Origin of the sequence: Xanthomonas sp. A1809, from assembly GCF_017746015.1 — a bacterium.
In the GTDB taxonomy this organism is placed as follows: domain Bacteria; phylum Pseudomonadota; class Gammaproteobacteria; order Xanthomonadales; family Xanthomonadaceae; genus Xanthomonas; species Xanthomonas euvesicatoria.
On sequence record NZ_JAGHWZ010000004.1, the window covers coordinates 443,047 to 463,145 of the forward strand.

Annotated in this window: 17 protein-coding genes; 3 read left to right on the forward strand and 14 right to left on the reverse strand. The window is 66.2% G+C overall.

Going from position 1 to position 20,099, the window contains the following annotated elements; all coding sequences use genetic code 11:
• Window positions 1-2 precede the first annotated feature (2 nt).
• The 7 genes from J7396_RS05885 to J7396_RS05915 form a co-directional block, all read right to left on the reverse strand.
• Window positions 3-431: a hotdog fold thioesterase gene (locus tag J7396_RS05885; RefSeq protein WP_011345912.1), complete on the reverse strand. Its 429-nt coding sequence runs from the start codon at window positions 429-431 to the stop codon at window positions 3-5.
• A gap of 304 nt (window positions 432-735) precedes the next feature.
• The gene (locus J7396_RS05890; RefSeq protein WP_057681298.1) at window positions 736-2,754 is read right to left on the reverse strand and encodes a phospholipase D family protein; all 2,019 of its coding nucleotides are present in this window, start codon (window positions 2,752-2,754) and stop codon (window positions 736-738) included.
• Window positions 2,751-3,323, reverse strand: coding sequence for a YceI family protein (locus tag J7396_RS05895; RefSeq protein ID WP_008571534.1), 573 nt, complete (start codon window positions 3,321-3,323; stop codon window positions 2,751-2,753). Before J7396_RS05895 ends, J7396_RS05890 begins: the two co-directional genes overlap by 4 nt.
• A gap of 3 nt (window positions 3,324-3,326) precedes the next feature.
• On the reverse strand, window positions 3,327-3,803 hold the full coding sequence (locus tag J7396_RS05900; protein ID WP_003488452.1) for a histidine phosphatase family protein: 477 nt from the start codon (window positions 3,801-3,803) through the stop codon (window positions 3,327-3,329).
• Window positions 3,804-3,818: 15 nt separating this feature from the next.
• Window positions 3,819-4,451: a ParA family protein gene (locus J7396_RS05905; RefSeq protein WP_109290535.1), complete on the reverse strand. Its 633-nt coding sequence runs from the start codon at window positions 4,449-4,451 to the stop codon at window positions 3,819-3,821.
• 323 nt (window positions 4,452-4,774) lie between these two features.
• Entirely contained in the window at window positions 4,775-5,692 is a 918-nt protein-coding gene (locus J7396_RS05910) for an AEC family transporter (protein WP_209261134.1), read from the reverse strand.
• A gap of 833 nt (window positions 5,693-6,525) precedes the next feature.
• Window positions 6,526-7,161 carry a hypothetical protein gene (locus tag J7396_RS05915; RefSeq protein ID WP_008571529.1) on the reverse strand — a complete coding sequence of 212 codons (636 nt, stop codon included), beginning with the start codon at window positions 7,159-7,161 and terminating at the stop codon, window positions 6,526-6,528.
• A 159-nt stretch (window positions 7,162-7,320) separates the two neighbouring features.
• Here J7396_RS05915 and J7396_RS05920 point away from each other — a divergent pair, with 159 nt between their 5' ends.
• Window positions 7,321-11,064 (forward strand): indolepyruvate ferredoxin oxidoreductase family protein, encoded by a 3,744-nt coding sequence (locus J7396_RS05920; RefSeq protein WP_209261135.1) that lies wholly within the window; start codon window positions 7,321-7,323, stop codon window positions 11,062-11,064.
• Window positions 11,065-11,161: 97 nt separating this feature from the next.
• Here the strand turns inward: J7396_RS05920 and J7396_RS05925 are convergent, their stop codons facing one another.
• The 3 genes from J7396_RS05925 to egtB are packed head-to-tail and all read right to left on the reverse strand — an operon-like array spanning window position 11,162 to window position 13,713.
• A complete protein-coding gene (locus tag J7396_RS05925; protein WP_031420622.1) occupies window positions 11,162-11,431 on the reverse strand; it encodes a DUF3253 domain-containing protein in 270 nt (89 codons plus the stop codon).
• Window positions 11,432-11,446: 15 nt separating this feature from the next.
• Window positions 11,447-12,433 carry an L-histidine N(alpha)-methyltransferase gene (gene egtD / locus J7396_RS05930; RefSeq protein ID WP_014088986.1) on the reverse strand — a complete coding sequence of 329 codons (987 nt, stop codon included), beginning with the start codon at window positions 12,431-12,433 and terminating at the stop codon, window positions 11,447-11,449.
• Window positions 12,430-13,713 carry an ergothioneine biosynthesis protein EgtB gene (egtB, locus tag J7396_RS05935; RefSeq protein ID WP_109290536.1) on the reverse strand — a complete coding sequence of 428 codons (1,284 nt, stop codon included), beginning with the start codon at window positions 13,711-13,713 and terminating at the stop codon, window positions 12,430-12,432. Before egtB ends, egtD begins: the two co-directional genes overlap by 4 nt.
• A gap of 71 nt (window positions 13,714-13,784) precedes the next feature.
• Between egtB and J7396_RS05940 the strand changes: the two genes are divergently transcribed.
• Entirely contained in the window at window positions 13,785-14,966 is a 1,182-nt protein-coding gene (locus tag J7396_RS05940) for an aminotransferase class V-fold PLP-dependent enzyme (protein ID WP_014088984.1), read from the forward strand.
• 191 nt (window positions 14,967-15,157) lie between these two features.
• Here the strand turns inward: J7396_RS05940 and J7396_RS05945 are convergent, their stop codons facing one another.
• Genes J7396_RS05945 through J7396_RS05960 form a run of 4 tightly spaced genes read right to left on the reverse strand, consistent with a single transcriptional unit; the run spans window position 15,158 to window position 19,030 of the window.
• The gene (locus tag J7396_RS05945) at window positions 15,158-16,630 is read right to left on the reverse strand and encodes a glycine betaine ABC transporter substrate-binding protein (RefSeq protein WP_014088983.1); all 1,473 of its coding nucleotides are present in this window, start codon (window positions 16,628-16,630) and stop codon (window positions 15,158-15,160) included.
• Window positions 16,627-17,364, reverse strand: coding sequence for an ATP-binding cassette domain-containing protein (locus tag J7396_RS05950; RefSeq protein ID WP_209261136.1), 738 nt, complete (start codon window positions 17,362-17,364; stop codon window positions 16,627-16,629). The genes J7396_RS05945 and J7396_RS05950 overlap by 4 nt, the downstream gene beginning before the upstream one ends.
• 48 nt (window positions 17,365-17,412) lie before the next feature.
• On the reverse strand, window positions 17,413-17,808 hold the full coding sequence (locus J7396_RS05955; protein ID WP_011345899.1) for an EF-hand domain-containing protein: 396 nt from the start codon (window positions 17,806-17,808) through the stop codon (window positions 17,413-17,415).
• A complete protein-coding gene (locus tag J7396_RS05960; RefSeq protein ID WP_209261137.1) occupies window positions 17,798-19,030 on the reverse strand; it encodes a fatty acid desaturase in 1,233 nt (410 codons plus the stop codon). Before J7396_RS05960 ends, J7396_RS05955 begins: the two co-directional genes overlap by 11 nt.
• Window positions 19,031-19,149: 119 nt before the next feature.
• On the opposite strand from J7396_RS05960, the gene J7396_RS05965 reads away from it, so the two are divergent.
• Window positions 19,150-19,995 (forward strand): ATP-binding cassette domain-containing protein, encoded by an 846-nt coding sequence (locus tag J7396_RS05965; RefSeq protein ID WP_209261138.1) that lies wholly within the window; start codon window positions 19,150-19,152, stop codon window positions 19,993-19,995.
• Window positions 19,996-20,099 lie beyond the last annotated feature (104 nt).

Here is a 20,099-nt window from a genome sequence, read left to right on the forward strand (position 1 = left end):
GCTCAGCCATTGCTGCGCGCGACCACCGCCAGGGTCAATCGCGACACACAGACGCGTTTGCCGGCCGGGTTTTCGATGGTGATGTCCCAGACATGCGTGCTACGCCCCACATGTACCGCCCGTGCAGTGCCGGTCACCAGCCCCTGGGTGGCGGCGCGCAGGTGATTGGCATTGATCTCCAGCCCCACGCAGATCTGGGTCGACATATCCACGCACAGGTTGCCGGCGCTGCTGCCCAGCGTTTCGGCCAGCACCACCGAGGCGCCACCGTGCAGCAGGCCATAGGGCTGCCTGGTGCGCGCATCCACCGGCATGGTGGCGCGCAGCCAATCGTCACCGGCTTCGGTAAAGACGATGCCCAGATGCTCGATCAAGGTATCGCGGCTGGCGGCATTGAGGGCAGCAAGATCGACGGGTTCGCGGAAGGTCATGGGCTGGGAATGGGGAGCGGGAAGCGGGAAGCGGGAAGCGGGAAGCGGGAAGCGGGAAGCGGGAAGCGGGAAGCGCTAGAGCATCCCGGCGCCTGGGACGCGATGCAACTGGGCAGTGCTGCCGTCACCTGACCGCATTCGTCGGTGGCACCAATGCACTACGCGACCTTCGCCCGTGACAACTGCAGCCGCTTCGGCGATTTCCGGCGTCCAGGGGCCGATCCGCAGCCAACTGCGTGCATCCAACCACAACGCGCTGCGCCGCGGGCACCGGCTGCTGCGACCCGCGCGGCACGCCAGCCGATCAGAGAATCGGTACCAGCCCGGCGCCGAAGGCGGTCAGCATGCGCACCAGCAGCCACTTCGGGCCGACATTGACCTCCGGAAAATCGCCCACCGCCACATAGCACTGGCGGAACTGAGGGTCCTGCCGCTTGAGCGGGAACGGGCAATCCGGGCCGGGCTGGAACTCGTAGTTGGTGGCGTAGCGCCATGGCCAGAAGTCCAGCACCGGCAAGGCTTCGGAGACCTTGCCCACGCTGTAGTTCAACCCGCTCAGCACCGGCGGCTTTTCGCGCGGCGCCACCGTCCAGGCATTTTCCGGGGCGATGTCGCGTTCGATGCTGGCAGCCAACGCCTGCGCAAAGCGCGCATCGTCGATCACCACGGCCGCTTCGGTGTTGTAGTTCTCGCTGCGCGGGTCGAAGTTGTGCGTACCGATCACGCCGATGCGGCGATCCACCACCAACGACTTGGCGTGCAAGCCCATGCGCGCACCGGCGCGGGTCACCGGCAGCGGCTTGTTGACCGCGCGCGTGCCCAGGAACGAGGGCCGCGTTTCGGTACGCAACACGCGCCGATCGACCTCGCTCCCGCCCGGCGCACGGCCGCCGCCACTGCCGCGCAGCACGCTGCCGGCGCTCGCGCTGGCGTTGCCTTCCGGGCCGCTGCTGCCGCGCATCGCATTGCCCGCTGCGCTGCCGCCGATCAGGCGATTGTTGCGGCTGTCCTGATTGACCTCGGAAGCGGGGTTGAGCGGGTCCGGCACCAGGTTGGCGTAATCCACCGGGGCGTCGAGCGGAAACGGCTTGAACTCGTACACGTTGAAGCCCAGCTCGCGCATGTTGCGGCGTTTGAACTTGTACGAGAGCGCATACACGATGGGGTTGTCGGTGGCGGCCAGGCTATTGGTCGACACCACGATGCGCGGCGGCTGCGGGTGTTTGCGCAACGTGCGGAAGATCGCCTGCGCCTGGTCGGACAACACCAGGTACGGGGTCTGCAGCAGCACTTCCTGCTGCGCGCCGGCAATCAGGCCATCCAGTTCCGGCGCCGTGGACACCGCCTTGGCCGCATGTTCCCGGCGGTGCTTTTGCGGCAGATCGGCCACGTACAGCACACGTTGCACCGGCATGGCCGGAGTCACGAAAGCGTCGCGCACGAATTGCGGGTCGCGCGCTTCGCGGTCCACCCGCGCCACCCGGTCGGGCCGGCGGAACTCGGCCGGCGGCATCGTCGGCACGCCCTGCTCCAGCAACAGGCGCCCGACATCGTTCAGACGTTCGGCCGGGACGCTGCGCCGGGCGCGCCAGAACGCATCGAAATTGGCGGCCATGGCGCGCACTTCCGGCCCGGCCAGAATCACGTCGCGGTCGCGGAAGTTGTACTCGCTGTCCCAGTCGTAATAGTCGTCCTGGTAATTGCGCCCACCGACCACGCCCAGCACGTCGTCCACCACCAGCAGCTTGTTGTGCATGCGCTGGTTGAAGCGGCGGAAGCAACACAGCACGCTGCCGGCATAGTCGAAGTAATTGAGTTTGACCTTGCCGAAGGTGGGGTTGTAGATGCGCAGCTGCAGGTTTTCATGGCTGCTGGCCAGCGCACCGAGAATCTGCAGATCGGCGATCGCCGACAACTGATCGATCAGGATGCGCACCTTGACCCCGCGTTGGGCGGCGTCCACCAGTGCGTCCAGCACCATGCGCGCGCTGTCGTCCTTGTCGAAGATGTAGGTCTGCAGATCGATGCTGCGGGTGGCGCTGCGGATCAGGTTGAGCCGGGCCACCAGCGATTCTTCGCCGTGGTCGACGATGGTGGCGTAATGCCGCGGTGCCGCCGGTGTGGAGGCGGTCATCGCCTCCCCGCCCAGCGCGCGCAATGGCGAGGGTTGCGCACAGCGATCGGCCTGGCTGCAATTGACTACAGTGCTGCGTGCCGCGGCAGCGACACCGGCGGCACGGTTGCGTTCGGTTTGTGACAGGCTGGCGCATCCGGTGCCGAGCAACAACGTTGCCAGCACGCACACCCTCAACAGGCACTTCACGGGCGCCGCGCCTCCTGCAGGCGCCCACGCAGAATGAACGTCACCCTGTCGCCCAGGGCCATCTGCCACGCATTCATTCCGTAACGTCCACGCAGGACCGTCCCTCGACTGATCACGTCGCAATCATAGCCCGGCCGCGTGCATTCGGCCGGCACCACATGCAGCGTTTCCAGATGGGTGATTCCGCGGATGGTCAGGTTGCCGACGATGTCGCCCCCCTGCTTCACCACTTCGTCGACATACGGTAGCGACTCGAATTCGACGACCGGGTACTGCGCAACGTCGAAAAAATCTTCCCCGCGCATCCAGCTGGTGTAGCGGTCCTTGCCGGGGATCTCCACCTGAGTGGCGTCCAGCCGGAAGCGCACCTGCTGACGCCCGTCGGCCAAGGTCACCACGTCACCGCGAAAACGCGGGAAAAACCCCTCGATCTTCATTCCGAAGCGCGTCTTGATCTCGAACCCGAAGCGCGATTGCGCCGGGTCGATGGACTGCACCTTCTGCTGCGCCATGCAGGGGAACACGACCCAGAGCGCGAGCCAGGCGTACCAGCGCAGCGACGATGACACGGATCAGGGCCACCAGAAGGCGGTCAGGCGGGCGATGCCCGGCTCGATGGTGGCGTCCAGCGGCAAGGCCAGCAACGCGATCGAGGCGGTGGGCATGCCGCGGTAATCGCCGGTCTGGCCGCTGTGCATCAGCGCTGCCAGCCGTTCCAGGCCAGGGTTGTGGCCCACCAGCAGCAGGCGCTCGGCCTCGCGATGTTCGTCCACCAGGCTGGCCAGGGTGCCGGGCGTGGCCTCATAGATGCGTTCGTCCAGCCGTTGTTCGATGTAGCCGGTGAGCTCGAGCACCGCCTCCAGGGTTTCGCGGGCGCGGCGGGCCGGGGAGCACAGCACCCGGTCGGGCACCAGCCGCTGCTCGCGCAGCCAACGCCCGGCCGCTTCGGCCTCGGCGATGCCGTGCGGCGACAGCGGGCGATCGAAATCGGCCTGGCCGGTATCGGCCGGTTCGGCGTGGGCATGTCGCAACAAGATCAATTCGCGCATAGGAACTTTCCGGTTCTAGGACTTCTTGAGCCACTTGAACAGCGGCTCCCAGTCCTGTTGATGGTCGCGCACCTGCGCCGAGCGGTAGTCAAACAAGCTGCGTCCCAGCCCAGCCATCACCACATAGGCCTGGGTGTCGCGCAGTTGGGTCACCAGCGGATACGGCCAGTTGCCGATCATGTCGGCGGCCTGTTGCGAGGTCTGGGTCCAGGGACGGGCACGATTGAGCACCAGGCCCACCGGCAGTTTGCGCTGATGCACGCGCGGCACCTTGGCCAGCGTGTTGAGAAAGCCGACCACCGCTTCGATATCCAGCGCCGAGGACAACACCGGTACCACGATGGCATCGACGTGGTCGAGAAATCCGCTCAGCTCGTCGGCCATGGCACCGGCCGGCGCATCGACGATCAGGGTATCGGTGCCGTCCGGCACGGCGCTCTGCCAGCTGCGGCGCTTGGTGGCGTCGATCGGCAAGACCGCACTTTCCAGGCTGGCGCGGCGCTCTGCCCAGCGGGTGGACGAGCCTTGCGGATCGGCATCTGCCAGCACGGTGCGCTGGCCTTGCAACGCCGCATGTGCGGCTAGATTGGTGGCGATCGTGGTCTTGCCGACGCCGCCTTTGGAGGCGGCCACCAGGACTGTCTTCATGCACGCCTCGCTTCCGGGAGCAAGCCGGCAGCGTACACCGCGGCAAGGTGAGGAAGTAGTCGAAACGCGTTAAACGCACTGCTGCGGGACAGGCAACGACAGCGCAGACCTTCAGCCGATGCGCGCAAGGCCTTGCGCCGCAGCTGTGCGTGGCAACGATGGAAGCCTGGCACGGCGCAAGATCGTCCACGCGTATCGCTCAGCCGCGGCGTCGCAATGCAGCATGGCGCCGATGTTGCAGGTGTTGGCGTACCACAGCCCGAACAAGCGCAAGCGTGTGCCTGCGGCGCCAGCGCGCTCTGGCTGCTGCGAGCGTTACGGTTTCACGCCACCAGCCGCGCCAGCAGCCAGGCCCACGCAGGCAGCGTCAGCAACGACAGCAGGATGCTGTAGCCGACCATCGCTGCAGCCAGGCGCGGGGCCAGCCGGTGCGAAATGGCCAGCGCGGCGGCGGTGATCATGGTGGGCATGGCCGATTCGAGCACGTTGGTCTGCAGCATCTGCCCATGCAGGCCCAGCCCCCAGGACAACGGCAAGGCCAGGACCGGCATCAGCAGCAGCTTGAACACCAGGCCCACCGCCAAGGGCTTGAGTTCGTCGGCAGGCAGGCGCAGCTGCAGCGAAAAGCCCACCGACAGCATCACCAGCGGCAACATCGCATCGGCCAGGTTCTTCAGGCCCGAGCCAATCCAGGCCGGCGGTTGCTCGGGCATCAGGGTCAAGGCGAACAGCAGCGCCCACAACGGCGGGAACTGCAGCACGCGCATCGCGATCAGCCGTGCGGTCGGCGGGGTGTCGCCGCTGTGCCGGGCCAGCACATACAGCCCGAACGTGGACAGCAACACGAAGGTGCCGAACTGGTCGTAGACCACTGCATACGGCAGCGCGTGATCGCCGATCAGCGCGCGCACCATCGGAAAGCCGATGAAGCTTGAATTGGTAAACACCACACACATCAGCAGCGCGGCGTATTCGGCGCGGCCCAAGCGCAACAGGCGGCTGCAACCCCACAGCAACGGCACGATGATGGCGGTCAGCAGCCATGGCGTGGCAATCACCCCACCGAGCGAAGCATCCAGATGCAGGCGCGGGACATAGGTCAGCACCGACGCCGGCAGGCAGATGTACAGCACGATGCGGTTGAGCACATCGGCGCTGTTGTCCGGCAACACCCGCAGGCGGGCGAACAGCAGGCCCAGCCCCAACATGGCCAGAATCAAGGCAAATGCATCTACCGCCATGCGCGATCGTGTCCGTTGGAAAGCGATGCACAGGATCGCATAGCGCGCGGTGCGCGCATCGGTGGATGCGTTGGCCTGGCTGGGGTGCAAGGTGCACGCCACCCGAGCTCCGGTCACCGCGGAGCTGCCACGACCGCATCGTTTCCCTATGCGGAAGCCAGCGTATCGAACACGCGGCGCCCTCGCCGCTCCGGACAATGCGTTGGTCAAACACGTCCTTGCACCGTGTTCCGCGATGGTGGGCGGACCAGGCCGTGGAGCAAGCTTGCAGCGCCGAGTGCGCGACACGCCGTGAACCCGTCCGTGGAGGCTCGATGGCGGGATCCATGCCGCCAACGGTCCCGCGATCGGCAAGCACAGCGCATCAGACAGTTCGTTGGTGACTCGATTGAAGGAGCGAGGACGCCGCGCCAGCCAGGCGACCTGCTGCTGTCTTAGCTCTGCGCATCGACCATCTCAACTGGTCCTTGCGCCCGCCGTCGCGGGACCTTACGCGGCACGGCTGCCGCGCAAGCGCTTACAAAAACGTACTTGCAGCGTGTCCTGCGATGGTGGGCGGACAAGGACCCCGCAGCCACGCCACAGACCAACGCGTTGCTCTCCCGCATCGACTTCGCAACGTCGGCACGCCAAAGTTTTGAGTCGTGACTGCGATCAGGCGCAGACCTGCTCAGCCTTTCACCGAACTCGCGGAATCAACGTTAGACGTCTTCGTTTCAAGTAGGCGGCAGGCCGACGCGCCAGATGGCGCCTGGCGTATCGGCAAATGGCGGCAACCGGTCGATTCACTGCACAAGCCGCGCTGCAGGAACTCCCGCAGCGCGGCGAAGCGCTTACGGAAACGCTGGCGGGTTGGCCTGCCAGGCCGCAAAGACCTCGGCCAGGCTGGCGCGCTCTGCCTCGCGCCATTCCGGCAACAGGCTGGCGTAGTTGGCGGTACTGCTCCAACGGTCCGGCCAGGTGCGCACGGCTGCGGCATACCACTCGACCGCCTCCTGCTTGCGTCCGGCGCGCCAGAGCGCCAGTGCAGCCGTGGTCGGCAGCCATTCCGGCGTGGCCGGACGGCCATTGGCCAGGTTGGCCCATTGCTGCAGCGCCTTGTCGGGCTGGTCGGCACGCAGCAGGTCCCATCCATAGTTCCAGGTGATGGCCCGGTACTGCTGGCTGCCGTTGGAGACCAGCGCCAGCGCGCCCTGATACAACTCATCGCCCAACTGGGTGCGCCCACCGGCGTAGGCCAGCGCCGCCAACTGCGCGCGCGGGTCGGCCGCGCGGGCGTCACGTTGCACCATCGCCGCCAGCCGGTCGACCACTGCATCGCCCTGGCCCTGTACGGCCACCACGGCCTTGGTGGTACCGCGGTCTTCGTCGAAATAGAACTCCTTGGGCTTGGGCAAGCTCTGCGCCTGCGCCAACGACCACACCCCTCCGAGCAGGGCCAGAGCGGCCCACGCGTATTTCCTTTTCACTGTGTTTTCCCCTGACAGCAAACGACCCCTTCCCGTCCCCATCCTACCCGCAGCGCGTCGGCTGCGCATCCGCACAGGGACGGGCGCGGAAAAGCTGACTGTTACACTTTGCACCGCCGTTTTGGAATCCGTCGGGTGCGTCAGATAGTTTCAGATGACATGCACCGGGGCCCAGCCACCCTTTCCGGGCACGCCATGACCAGTACCGCTGCGCTTTCTTCTCCCGACTCTGCCAACACGCCGGAGCTCGGCCGGGTGGATGCGGACTACACGCTGGACCACAAGTACACGCGCACCGATGGGCGCATCTACCTGTCCGGTGTGCAGGCGCTGGTGCGGCTGCCGCTGCTGCAGCGCCTGCGCGATGACGCTGCCGGGCTGGAGACCGCCGGCTTCATCAGCGGCTACCGCGGCAGCCCGCTGGGCGGGCTGGACCTGGAACTGTGGCGGGCGCGCAAACACCTGGACGCGGCCAAGGTCACCTTCACTCCAGGTCTGAACGAGGACCTTGCCGCCACCATGGTGTGGGGCACCCAGCAAACCAACCTGTTCCCCGGCGCGAACGTGCAGGGCGTCTACGGCATGTGGTACGGCAAAGGGCCGGGCGTGGACCGCAGCGGCGACGTCTTCAAGCACGGCAATGCCGCCGGCACCTCGCCGTTTGGCGGCGTGCTGGCGCTGGCCGCCGACGACCATGCCTGCCGCAGCTCGACCCTGCCGCACGGGTCCGAAGACGAATTCGTCAGCGCGATGATGCCCATCCTCAATCCGGCCGGAGTACAGGACATCCTGGACATGGGCCTGCTTGGCTGGGCGATGAGCCGCTACACCGGGCGCTGGATCGGCTTCAAGACGATTGCCGAAACGGTGGAATCGTCCGCCTCGGTGGACGTGGACCCGTTCGCGCGCACCATCGTGCTGCCGGAGGATTTCGCACTGCCGCCGGGCGGCTTGAGCATCCGCTGGCCGGACCCGCCGGTGGACCAGGAGATGCGCCTGCACCGGTATGCGATCGCCGCCGCGCAAGCCTTTGCGCGCGCAAACCACATCGACAAGGTGGTGCTGGATTCACCAAATGCGCGACTGGGTATCGTCACCACCGGCAAGAGCTACCTGGACGTGCTGCAGGCGCTGGAATACCTGGGCCTGGACGCGCAGGCCTGCGCGCAGATCGGCATCCGCGTTTACAAGGTCGGCATGACCTGGCCGCTGGAGCCGGCAGGGATCAGCGCGTTTGCGCAGGGGCTTGAAGACATCGTGGTGGTGGAAGAGAAAAAGGCCTTCATCGAGCGCCAGATGAAGGAACTGTTCTACAACTGGCCGGCCAGCGCCGGCGCGCGGCCGAGCATTGTCGGCAAGTACGATGAGCAGGGCGCGTGGATCCTGCCGTCCACCGGCGAACTGACGCCGGCCACCATCGCGGCGGTGATCGGCAGGCGCATCCTGCGCCTGCTGCAATCGAGCACGATCAATACCGATTCGATCCAGCAGCGGCTGCGCTGGATGGACGCCAAGGAAGCGGAAATGGCTTTGCCGCGCGCGCAATTCCCGCGCGTGCCGCATTACTGCTCCGGCTGCCCTCACAACACCTCCACCGCCGTGCCGGAAGGCTCGCGCGCGCTGGGCGGTATCGGTTGCCACTACATGGTGACCTGGATGAACCGAGCCACCGACACCTTCACCCACATGGGCGGCGAAGGTGTCACGTGGTCCGGGCAGGCGCCGTTTACCGACACCCCGCACGTGTTCCAGAACCTGGGCGATGGCACGTATTTCCATAGCGGCTCGCTGGCGATCCGGCAGTCGGTCGCCACCGGCGTCAACATCACCTACAAGATTCTCTACAACGATGCGGTGGCGATGACCGGCGGGCAGCCGGTGGACGGCACGCTCACCGTGCCGGACATCGCCCACCAGCTGCGCGCCGAAGGCATCCATGAGATTGCGGTGGTCAGCGACGACATCGGCAAGTGGACGCGGCGGCGCGAGCTGTTTCCGCCTGAGGTCGCGTTTCACGATCGTGGCGAACTGGATGCCGTGCAGCAGCATCTGCGCACCGTCAAGGGCGTGTCGATCCTGATCTTCGACCAGACCTGCGCCACCGAGAAACGCCGCCGTCGCAAGCGCGGCAAGCTGGTCGATCCGCCAAAGCGGGTGATGATCAATTCGCTGGTGTGCGAAGGCTGCGGCGATTGCGGCGAGAAAAGCTTTTGCGTGTCGGTGTTGCCGAAGGAAACCGAATTCGGGCGCAAGCGCCAGATCGACCAGTCCAACTGCAACAAGGATTATTCGTGCGTCGCGGGCTTTTGCCCGAGCTTTGTCACCGTGCATGGCGGTGCCCCGCGCAAGGGCAAGCGGCGCGACGCCAGCACGCTGCTGGACACGCTTCCCTCACCGCCCAAGCGCACCGCGCTGGAACGGCCCTGGAACATCCTGATCACCGGCGTCGGCGGCACCGGCGTGGTGACCATCGGCGCGCTGCTCGGCATGGCCGGGCACCTGGAAGGCAAGGGCGCCACGGTGCTGGACCAGACCGGCCTGGCGCAGAAAGGCGGCGCGGTGACCACGCATATCCGCATCGCACGCCAGCCCGCCGACATCCACGCCGTGCGCATCGCTGCCGGCGAAGCAGACCTGGTGCTGGGCTGCGACATGGTGGTGGTCAACGATTATTGGGCGCTCTCCAAAGTGCGCGATGGCCGCACCCAGGTGGTGCTCAACACCTACGAAGCAATGCCGGGCACGTTCACCACGCAACCGGACCTGCAGTTTCCCGCTGCCGAGATCATCGCCGGTGTGCGCACTGCGCTCGGTGGCCAGGAGCCGTTGTTGCTGGATGCCACGCAGCTGGCAACGGCGTTGCTGGGCGACGCCATCGCCAGCAATCTGTTCGTGCTTGGCTACGCGTGGCAGCACGGGTTGGTGCCGCTATCGCATGCGGCGCTGATGCGCGCGATCGAACTCAATGGTGCAGCCGTTGCGATGAATCAGCAGGCGTTCGCCTGGGGGCGCCTGGCGGCGATCGATCTGCCGGCGGTGCAACGCGCTGCGGGTCTGGCCGGTGCCGACGCGCCTGCACATCTGCATGGCGATACACCGCATGCACGCGGACCAGGCAGCTGGGAAGAGCACGATCTCAGCGGCCAGAGCGCACCGCGTGCGCTGGCACAGACCGACGGCAGCACGTTGCATGGCGAGGTCGCTGCACCGGCCGCGCCGCTCGACGACGAGCAGTTGGCGCATTCGCTGGACGAGGCCATCGCGCGTCGCGTCGCGTTCCTGACCGACTACCAGGATGCGGCCTACGCGCAGCGTTATCGCAGCCTGGTCGAGCGCGTACGCACGCACGAGCTGCAGCGCGTGCCCGGCAGCAGCGCACTGACCGAGGCGGTGGCCCGGTACGCCTTCAAGCTGATGGCCTACAAGGACGAATACGAGGTGGCGCGGCTGTATACGCGTGGCGATTTCCAGCGCCGGTTGCAACAACAGTTCGAGGGCGACTACACGCTGCGCTTCCATCTGGCGCCGCCGTTGCTGGCAAAGAAAGACGCACACGGCAACCTGATCAAACGCGAGTACGGGCCGTGGATGTTCACCGCCTTCAAGCTGCTGGCGCGGTTGAAGTTCCTGCGTGGCGGCAAGTTCGACGTCTTCGGCTACAGCGAAGAACGGCGTGGCGAGCGTCGGCTGATTGCCGATTACAGCGCAACCGTGGACATGCTGCTGGAACGGCTGGATGCCGATAACGTGGGCTTGGCCGCGCAGATCGCCAGCATTCCGGAACACATTCGCGGCTATGGCCACGTCAAGCATGCGCATCTGCAGGAAGCCAGGGCGCGCGAAGCCGCGCTGCTGGCGCAGTGGCGTAATCCCAAGGCGTTGCACGTGGTGCAGGCGGCCTGATGTCACCGAACGATTACATCCTTTTGATGTAGTCGCTCGGCGACATTCGGTTTAATCCCGCTACATACGGCAGCTGGCGCATCCACTCAATGGGGCTTCAGTCGAAATGCGGCCCACGCATCAGTCGAATCGGTCCGCGTGCGGTGGCAGGGTCCACAGTTCGACCCTGCTGGGTGATCCGTACCAGGCCTCTGCCTGCGGCAGCTGCGGCCACCGCACGCACCTGGGGCATCAGGCTTCGCCACACCGCCGCATCATCGCTCAAGGCACGCGCGACTTCCGAGGGACAGATCGATTGCTCGGGCCGACGTTGCGCAAGCAGGTGCCGGATCAACGCGGCAACCTGCGCATCATCGGGCGACTGCACGCCTGCCCCGCAGGATCACAATGGGCGCAGCAGGCGCAGGCCGAACCAATCCTTGGCATCGTTCCAGCCGTGGGTGACCTTGAGCCCGGCTGCGGCAGCCAGTTCGGCAAAGCGCGCATCGGTGTATTTGCAGCTGTATTCGACCTGCATTGCTTCGCCTTCGGCAAACGCGATGTCCTTGCCGCCAACCTGCACGCGCTGCGCGCGTTGGCTGATCAGGAAGGTTTCGATGCGGCCGCGCTCACGGACATACACCGCGTGGTGACGGAAACCGTCCAGATCGAAATCGCTCCCGATCTCGCGATTGAGCCGCGCCAGCAGGTTGAGGGTGAACTCGGCGGTGATACCGGCTGCGTCATTGTAGGCCGCTTCGATCAGCCCGGCGTCCTTGTCCAGATCGATGCCGATCAGGGCGCAACCGTCGCTGCCCATGGTCTGGCGCATCGCGTCCAGCAGTTCGATCGCGGCCGCGTCGGCGAAATTGCCGAGCGTGGAGCCGGGGAAGAACACCACGTGCCGCCGCGCCGGGCGCTGCGCATCGGGCAGGCGCAGCGGCTTGGTGAAGTCGGTGCACACCGGCAACATCTGGATCTGCGGAAATTGCTGGGCCAGCCGCGCAGTGCTTTCCAGCAGCGCGGTGCGCGAGATTTCCAGCGGCGTGTAGGCCACCACATCGCGCAGGCCCTGCAGCAGCAATTCGGTCTTGCGGCCGCTGCCGCTGCCGTATTCGACCACATGCACGCCGGCGCCGATCGCCTGTGCGATCGAGCCCATGCTGGCTTCCAGCAAACCCAGCTCGGTCCTGGTGAGGTAATACTCCGGCTGCTGCGTAATGGCTTCGAACAGTTGCGAGCCGCGCGCATCGTAGAAATATTTCGACGGCAGCGTCTTGGGCGTTTGCGACAACCCCGCCAGTGCATCGGCGGTGATGTCGTCCGGCTGCGGGCGCAGGTCGGTCAGCGCGGCGTGCGCGCGTTGCAGGGCATGGGCGGCGGCGTTCAAGGCAGATCCTTGGCAAGGCGCACGCCGGCAAACTGCCAACGCGCATCGGAGGGGAAAAAGTTGCGGTAACTGGCACGCAGATGGCTGGCCGGGCTGGCGCAACTGCCACCACGCAAGACCCATTGCGCATTCATGAATTTGCCGTTGTATTCGCCCAGCGACCCGGGCCACGGGGTAAAGCCTGGATACGGCAGGTACGCACTACCGGTCCACTCCCAGACATCGCCGAACAGCTGCTGGATACCGGTGTCCACTGCTTCGGCGCCACGCGGATGCAACGCATCGGTGTCGACGAAATTGCCCTGTACCGGCACGCCGGTTGCGGCCTGCTCCCACTCGGCTTCGGTGGGAAGGCGCGCACCGGCCCAGCGCGCGAACGCATCGGCTTCGAACAGGCTCAGATGACAGACTGGCGCGTGTGGATCGCGCGTGCGCCAGCCGTCCAGCGTGAACTCGCGGCCATCGGCATCCCAATACAAGGGATGTTGCCAACCCTGCGCCTGCACCATCGCCCAGCCATCGCTGAGCCAGGCACCGGCACTGCGGTAGCCGCCGTCATCGATGAATTGCTGGAACTCGGCGTTGGTGACCACACGGCTGGCCAGCGCATGCGCACCGACCAGCACGCGATGGCGTGGCGATTCGTTGTCGTAGGCGAAGCTGTCGGCCTGTGGCCATGCAGCGGCGCCGATCTGGACGATCTGCTCGTCGCGCGCATGCCAGCGCAGCGGGCTGGCAACGGCCGCAGGCGGTGTGGGCAGGTCACGGTAGGCCGGCTGCAACGGGTTGCTCCACAGCGCATGCTTGATATCGGTCAGCAGCAACTCCTGGTGTTGCTGCTCGTGCTGGATGCCGAGCTGCACGACGGTGCAGGCCTGTGCATCGAGCAGGCCTTCGCGCAAGCGCTGCTGCATCTGCCTATCGACCGCAGCACGGTAGTCGCGTACCTGCTGCAACGAGGGGCGCGAAAGCACGCCGCGGCGGGCCCGCGCATGCATCGGCCCCACGCTCTGGTAGTAGCTGTTGAACAGGAAGTCCCAGGCCGGGTCGAACACGCGGTACGCCGGATCGGCCTGCAGCACGAAGCGTTCGAAAAACCAGGTGGTGTGGGCCAGATGCCATTTGCTCGGGCTCGCGTCCGGCATGCTCTGCACCATCGCGTCTTCGGCGCTCAAGGGTGCGGCGAGACGGTCGCTCAGCGCGCGGGTCTGCGCGTAGCGTTCCAGCAGCGTCAACTGCTGTTGCTGGAGGTGGCCCAGCAGAGGTGAGAGTGCAGACATCGCCCTATGCTTGGGGAGCGCCCGTGAACGTGCCGTGTGGGCAGCGTGGCAGCCAGCGGTAAGCTGTCGGCATGTCATCGCCATCTCTGTCCAGTACGCTTGCTGCGCCCCTCGCGTGGGCCCAGCGTCAGCAGGCGTTCGCGCTGCCTTCCGGGGTCATCCATCTGGATGCGGCGTCGCGTGGTCCGTTGTTGCGCGCCATGCAGACCGTTGCGCACCAGGCGGTCGATGCAATGGCCACACCATGGCGGTTGCCATTCGATACCTGGTTACAGCAGATCGAGCAGGTGCGCGGACTTGCGGCCGCGCTATTGGACGGCGATGCCGATGCGGTGGCCATGGTGCCCTCGGCCGCGCACGGCCTGGCCACGGCCGCGCGCAATCTGCCTGTGCAAGCCGGCGACGCAGTGCTGGTGCTGGAAGGGCAATTTCCGTCCAATCTGTTGATCTGGCAGCGCCGCTGCGCAGAGGCCGGCGCGCATCTGGTGGCGGTGCTCACCACCGCTGGCGGCAGCTTGACCGATGCAGTGCTGCAGGCCATTGCCGACACGCCTGCGCTGCGGATTGCCAGCTTGCCGCATGCGTACTGGCTGGACGGGCGAATGCTGGATCTGGACCGCATCAGTGCCGCCGTGCAGGCACGCGGCGCTGCCCTGGTGCTGGACCTGAGCCAGAGCCTGGGGGTGTTGCCACCGGATCTGCCGCGCTGGCAACCGGATTTCGTGGTCAGCGTCGGGCACAAATGGTTGCTCGGGCCGATGGGATTGGCGTGGCTGTGGGTCGCGCCGCAGTGGCGCACGGACGGGCTGCCGATCGAAGAACACTGGATCGGCCGCGATGCGGGCAGCAGTTGGGAATTTCCGGTGGCCAGCGCGCCGCGGTATCGCAGCGGTGCACGCCGATTCGATGCGGGCGGGGTTGCCGACCCGTTGCGGGTCGCAATGGCCACGGTGGCCCTGCAACAACTCACCGCGTGGCAGCCGGCGCGCATCGCAGCGGCGTTGGGCGAGTTGACTGCGCATTGGGACGCCGCCCTGCAGGCGCGCGGCGTGGGCAGCTGGTGCACGCCCGGACATGCGCCGCATCTCACCGCACTGCAGCCGCCGGCAGCGGCATTGGATGCGGTGGCAACGGCGCTCGGCGCGAGTGGCGTGATCTGCACGCGTCGGCATGGACGTCTGCGCATCGCGCCACATTTGAGCGTGACCGACCACGCGTTGTCACAGGTCATTGCAGCGCTGCCGGATGGGTGAGGCGGTGCGCAGGCATCGCGGGCCAGGCATCTGCAGCGGTACTGGTTGCAATACATGTACGCAGGCCAACGCGTCGTCAGGCAGCACCGGCAAGGCTCCATCGCAGGCCAGCGCGCTCTACGAACGACAATTGGCGCAAGGATCAGCGGCAGCGAAGCGGCGCGCTCGGTTTTCAGCGATTGAACGCCGCGTCACTGCCGCTGGCTGATCCGCAACCCACGCGGCGTTACCCATCGCTCGGCGCCTTCGAACACCGCCTGCACCAGCAGCGCAAGCACGGCAGCGGGAATGGCGCCTTCCAAAATCAGGCCGATATCGTCCAGGCGGATGCCGGTGAGAATCGGTTGGCCATAGCCGCCCGCACCGATCAGCGCACCCAGCGTGGCGGTGCCCACATTGATCACCGCCGCGGTCTGGATGCCGGCCACGATCGTGCGGCGGGCCAGCGGCAGTTCCACCCGCCACAGGCGTGTCCACGCGGGCAATCCGATGGCGTGCGCAGTCTGGCGCAGTTCGCGTGGGATCGAGGTCAGCCCTGCATGGGTGTTGCGCACGATCGGCAGCAGGCTATACAAGAACAGCGCGGCAATCGCCGGCTTGGCGCCGATGCCGAACAACGGAATCATGAAGACGAATACCGCCAACGACGGCAGCGTCTGCAGCACACCGGTCAACGACAACACCACCTGCCCCAGACGTGGACGCCGCGCCGCCAGCACGCCCAACGGCAGCGCAAGCAGCAACGCCAGACCCAAGGAAATACCCACCAACGCCAGATGCTCGCGCGTATGCCGCAGCAGCCGCGTCAAACGCGAGTCCGTTTCAGAGGCCGGCGTGACGCCCAGCCAACGCGCGGCAACCGCCGCTTCGGACTGCCGCTCCAGTTTGACCTGTGCATTGAGCCGTTGCATGGTCGCTTCATCGATGCGTCCTTGCACCCCCCGCAAGGCCTGCAGCATCGCCGGCGAGCGGTGCGCCAGATCCTTGCGATACACAAAAATCGCCTGGTAGTCCGGGAAATAATGGCGGTCGTCGCGTAGCACCTGCAGCTGGTAATACGGAATTTCCGCATCGGTGCTGTACAGATCGGTGACCTCGATGGCGCCGCTCTGCAACGCGCGATAGGCCAGGTCGTGATCCAGCCCGGTCGCGGCCTGCGGCAGCGCGTACGCCGCGCGCACGCCCGGCCAGCCATCGGCGCGCTGCATGAACTCATTGCTCAGACCGATCTTGAGGGTGGGATGTCGTGCAAGATCCGACAACGAGGCGATACCCAATGCCTGCGCACGTTCGCGCTTCATACCGAAGGCATAGGTGTTCTGGAAACCCAGCGAATCGGTCATCGCCAGCCCGCGTGCGTCGAGTGCGGCACGCAGCTCGGCCTGGCTGGCGTTGGGCAGTTGCAGCAGCTCCTGTGCCAGCGTGCCGGTGTATTCGGCATACGCGTCTATCTGCCCGGTCTCCAGCGCCCGCCACAGGATGCGCGTGCCACCGAGTTGTGCGCGGTGCTGCACGTCTACACCATCACGTTTGCCGGCGGCGGTGGCGATTTCGCCAAGAATCACCGCTTCGGTGAAATTCTTCGAACCAATGGTGACCTGCGCGGCCTGCGCGCTAACACTGCAGATCAGCCACACCACGGCGATGAGCGCACGCGCCATCATGCGGCATCGCCAATGCTGCGCTGGGCGGTGAGAAAGCGCTGCACGAACGCATCGGCCGGCTGCTCCAGCAGATCGCGCGCACGGCCTTGCTGCACGATGCGGCCGGCGCGCATCAGCACCAGGTTGTCGGCCAGATAGGCGGCTTCGGCCACGTCATGCGTCACCAGCACCACGGTCTTGCCCAGCTGCGCGAACAGTTCGCGCAGCTGCGCCTGCAGGTCGTAGCGCACGATGGGATCGAGCGCGCCGAGTGGTTCGTCCAGCAACAAGGCCGGCGGGTCCAGCATCAGTGCACGAATCAGCCCCACGCGCTGGCGTTGACCACCGGAGAGTTCGGCCGGGTAGCGCGCCAGTAACTGCGTTGGCAATTGGCACAGGGCGCACAAGACATCCAGACGCGCCTCGATGCGTTCCCGCGTCCAGCCCAGCGTCTGTGCCAGCAAGGTCACGTTGCTGCGTGCATCCAGATGCGGAAACAGGCCGCCTTCCTGGATGACGTAGCCGATGCGTTGCCGTTGCGCCTGCAGGTTGGCGCGCTGCAACGGGGTGCCGTCGAAAGCGACCGTGCCGCTGTCCGGCCACTCCAGCCCGACCAGCATGCGCAGCACGGTGGATTTGCCGGCGCCGCTCGGGCCGATCAATGCGGTCGTGATGCCGCTGGCAAACGTCAGCGAGACAGCATCGAGTGCGATGGCCTGGCCGTAGCGGCGGCTGACCCGGTCGAGAGTGAACATGCGGCCGAGCTTGCCGAACGCAGCGTCAGCCACGCGCGAAGGTGCGCATCAGCGGGGCGGCGCCAGCAGTTCGCGTGCACTCAGGTAGCCGTCGCCATCGGCATCCTGCCGCGCGAAGCGCGCGATCAAGGTGGCACGATGCGCCGCACGGGTGATCGGCTTGCCGCGACGGCCCGGCAGTTCATCGCCTTGCAGCACGCCATCGTGATCGGTATCGCGTTGATCGAAGGCGTAGCTCATCCAGGCCAGATATTCGTCCAGGCTCACCCGCCCATCGCCATCGGTATCCATGCGCTGCAGATATTGCTGGCTGTCCTGGACCTGGGCCTGCGCGGCAATCGCCGGCACACAGGCACACCACACGACCAGCAAGGCACGCACGATCACGCCACGCGCCCGGTGTACACGCACCACAGCGCGCCTGCCGCCCGGGTTACGCACCACTCAGCGCATACCCCTTGAGCCGCGCCGCATACGCCTGCAACGCGGCATTGCCGCTGGCCTCGGCCTCATGGCACCACTGCTGCAATTGCCGGAGCCGTTCGGACGCATCGTGGCTGCGCGCTTCCAGTACCGCGGTCAGCCGCGCACGGTACTCGACCAGCGTGCGCATGCGCGGACGCTGCGCCACCCATGCCTGCAACTGTGCACGCGCGTCCGGCTTGAGCCAGCGCCCGTCGTCGACCAGGCCCTTGCGCAGGCGACGCGGCAGCAACTCGCGCAGCTTGGCGCCGGTGACGGCCGCCTCTTCGCGCAACGCCGGCTTGAGCACATTGCGCTGGTAGTCGGTCATGGCCTGGAACCGGTGCGAGAGCAGCGCCTTGAGCGTGTCGGCATCGGGCACGGCGATATTGGGGCGGATATCCAGCGACGGCGCCACCCGCAACACCTTGGCAAGGCCCAGTGCCTGCAAGCCGCGAATGGCGACCCAACCGATATCCAGCTCCCAACGCCGCATCGAAAACCGCGCCGAGCTCGGGAAGGCATGATGGTTGTTATGCAATTCTTCGCCACCGATCCACAGCGCCCAGGGCGTGAGGTTGGTGGAGGTGTCGGCCGATTCGAAATTGCGATAGCCCCACCAGTGGCCCAGGCCGTTGACCACACCGGCGGCCCAGAACGGAATCCACGCCATCTGGATTGCCCACAACGCAATTCCCGGCAATCCGAACAACACCGAGTTGATCACCAGCAACGCCATCGGGCCGGCGTTGGCATGCGGCGTGTACAGATGCCGTTCGATCCAGTCGCTGGGCGCGCCCTTGCCGTATTGCTCGATGTCGGCACGCTCGGCACGCGCCTGCCGATACAGCTCCACACCGCGCCAGAACACCTGGCCGATGCCCTTGGTCTGCGGGCTGTGCGGGTCTTCCTCGGTCTCGACCTTGGCGTGGTGCTTGCGATGGATCGCGACCCAATCGCGGGTGATCATCGAGGTAGTCAACCAGGTCCAGAAGCGGAAGAAATGCGCGATGGCCGGATGGAAATCCACACCGCGATGCGCCTGGCTGCGATGCAGGTACAAGGTCACTGCAAAGATGGTGAGCTGGGTGAAGACCAGCAGCACCGCCAGCATGCCCCACGCGCCCAGCCCTGCCACGCCGGAAGTCAGAACGTCGATGATCGGATCGGACAACATCGGCATCTCCACAGCAGCGCTCTCCATTTGATGCAGACATGATGGGGGCGATCGCGGCAAACTTCACCCTTCGGATGCGTAGGGTTGCACCTACATTTCTAAAGCGGTTCAGACCTCCTTCCCCACTTCCGTCTGCTGTCACCCGTATGACTGTTGCCACCGAACATGCTGCCGATTCCACTGTCGTTACCAACGCCGCCCCGCTGATCGAACTCGACCAGGCCAGCGTGATGCGCGGCCAGGTCCGGGTCCTGCATGCGCTGAGCCTGCGCATCGCGCTGGGGCAGCACACCGCGATCCTGGGGCCCAATGGCTGCGGCAAATCGTCCTTCATCAAATTGATCACGCGCGAGTTGTACCCGCTGGCGCGCGCCGACGGCCAGCCCGCAGTGAAGGTGATGGGACAAACGCGCTGGCAGGTGGATCGCCTGCGCTCGCAATTGGGCATCGTCACCGGCGATCTGAGCGTCAATCTGGCCGACATGCCCGGGCTGGATGTGGAAAGCGCGGTGCTCTCCGGATTCTTCGCCAGCTACGTGGTGCCGCCGCATCGCGAGATCAGCGACGACATGCGTGCACGCGCGCGCGAAGCGCTGGCGCTGGCGCGCGCATTGCCGTTGGTAGACCGGCAATTTGCGCAATTGTCGGCCGGCGAAACGCGCCGTGTGCTGATTGCGCGTGCGCTGGTCAATCGCCCGCAGGCGTTGCTGCTGGACGAGCCGTCCACCGGGCTGGATCTGGTGGCACGCCAGCACCTGCTCGAGACGATGCGGCACCTCGCCCGGCAAGGCATCACGCTGGTGCTGGTGACCCATCACATCGAAGAAATCGTGCCGGAGATCGAACGGGTGATCCTGCTGCGCGCCGGCAAGGTGGTGGCCGACGGCACGCGTGAGGCGCTGCTCACCGATGCCAGCCTGTCGGCCGTGTTCGATGGCCCGGTGCGGGTGCAGCGCAATGGCGCGCGCTGTTGGGCAACGGTGGGCGAGTAAGGGCCACCCACCCGCAGCTCGCGCAGGCCGTGTCCTTGCACGAGCTGCCGGCGATGCTCCGCATCGCGATGGCGAAGCGCTCCGGACGGGCGCACAACCGCGTC

Excerpts from the sequence above, each read along its gene's own strand:
- J7396_RS05885 (WP_011345912.1), bottom strand. The coding sequence starts at position 431 with ATGACCTTCCGCGAACCCGTCGATCTTGCTGCCCTCAATGCCGCCAGC.
- J7396_RS05900 (WP_003488452.1), bottom strand. The coding sequence starts at position 3,803 with ATGCGCGAATTGATCTTGTTGCGACATGCCCACGCCGAACCGGCCGAT.
- J7396_RS05905 (WP_109290535.1), bottom strand. The coding sequence starts at position 4,451 with ATGAAGACAGTCCTGGTGGCCGCCTCCAAAGGCGGCGTCGGCAAGACC.
- J7396_RS05910 (WP_209261134.1), bottom strand. The coding sequence starts at position 5,692 with ATGGCGGTAGATGCATTTGCCTTGATTCTGGCCATGTTGGGGCTGGGC.
- J7396_RS05920 (WP_209261135.1), top strand. The coding sequence starts at position 7,321 with ATGCACCGGGGCCCAGCCACCCTTTCCGGGCACGCCATGACCAGTACC.
- egtB (WP_109290536.1), bottom strand. The coding sequence starts at position 13,713 with ATGTCTGCACTCTCACCTCTGCTGGGCCACCTCCAGCAACAGCAGTTG.
- J7396_RS05940 (WP_014088984.1), top strand. The coding sequence starts at position 13,785 with ATGTCATCGCCATCTCTGTCCAGTACGCTTGCTGCGCCCCTCGCGTGG.
- J7396_RS05945 (WP_014088983.1), bottom strand. The coding sequence starts at position 16,630 with ATGATGGCGCGTGCGCTCATCGCCGTGGTGTGGCTGATCTGCAGTGTT.
- J7396_RS05950 (WP_209261136.1), bottom strand. The coding sequence starts at position 17,364 with ATGTTCACTCTCGACCGGGTCAGCCGCCGCTACGGCCAGGCCATCGCA.
- J7396_RS05960 (WP_209261137.1), bottom strand. The coding sequence starts at position 19,030 with ATGGAGAGCGCTGCTGTGGAGATGCCGATGTTGTCCGATCCGATCATC.
- J7396_RS05965 (WP_209261138.1), top strand. The coding sequence starts at position 19,150 with ATGACTGTTGCCACCGAACATGCTGCCGATTCCACTGTCGTTACCAAC.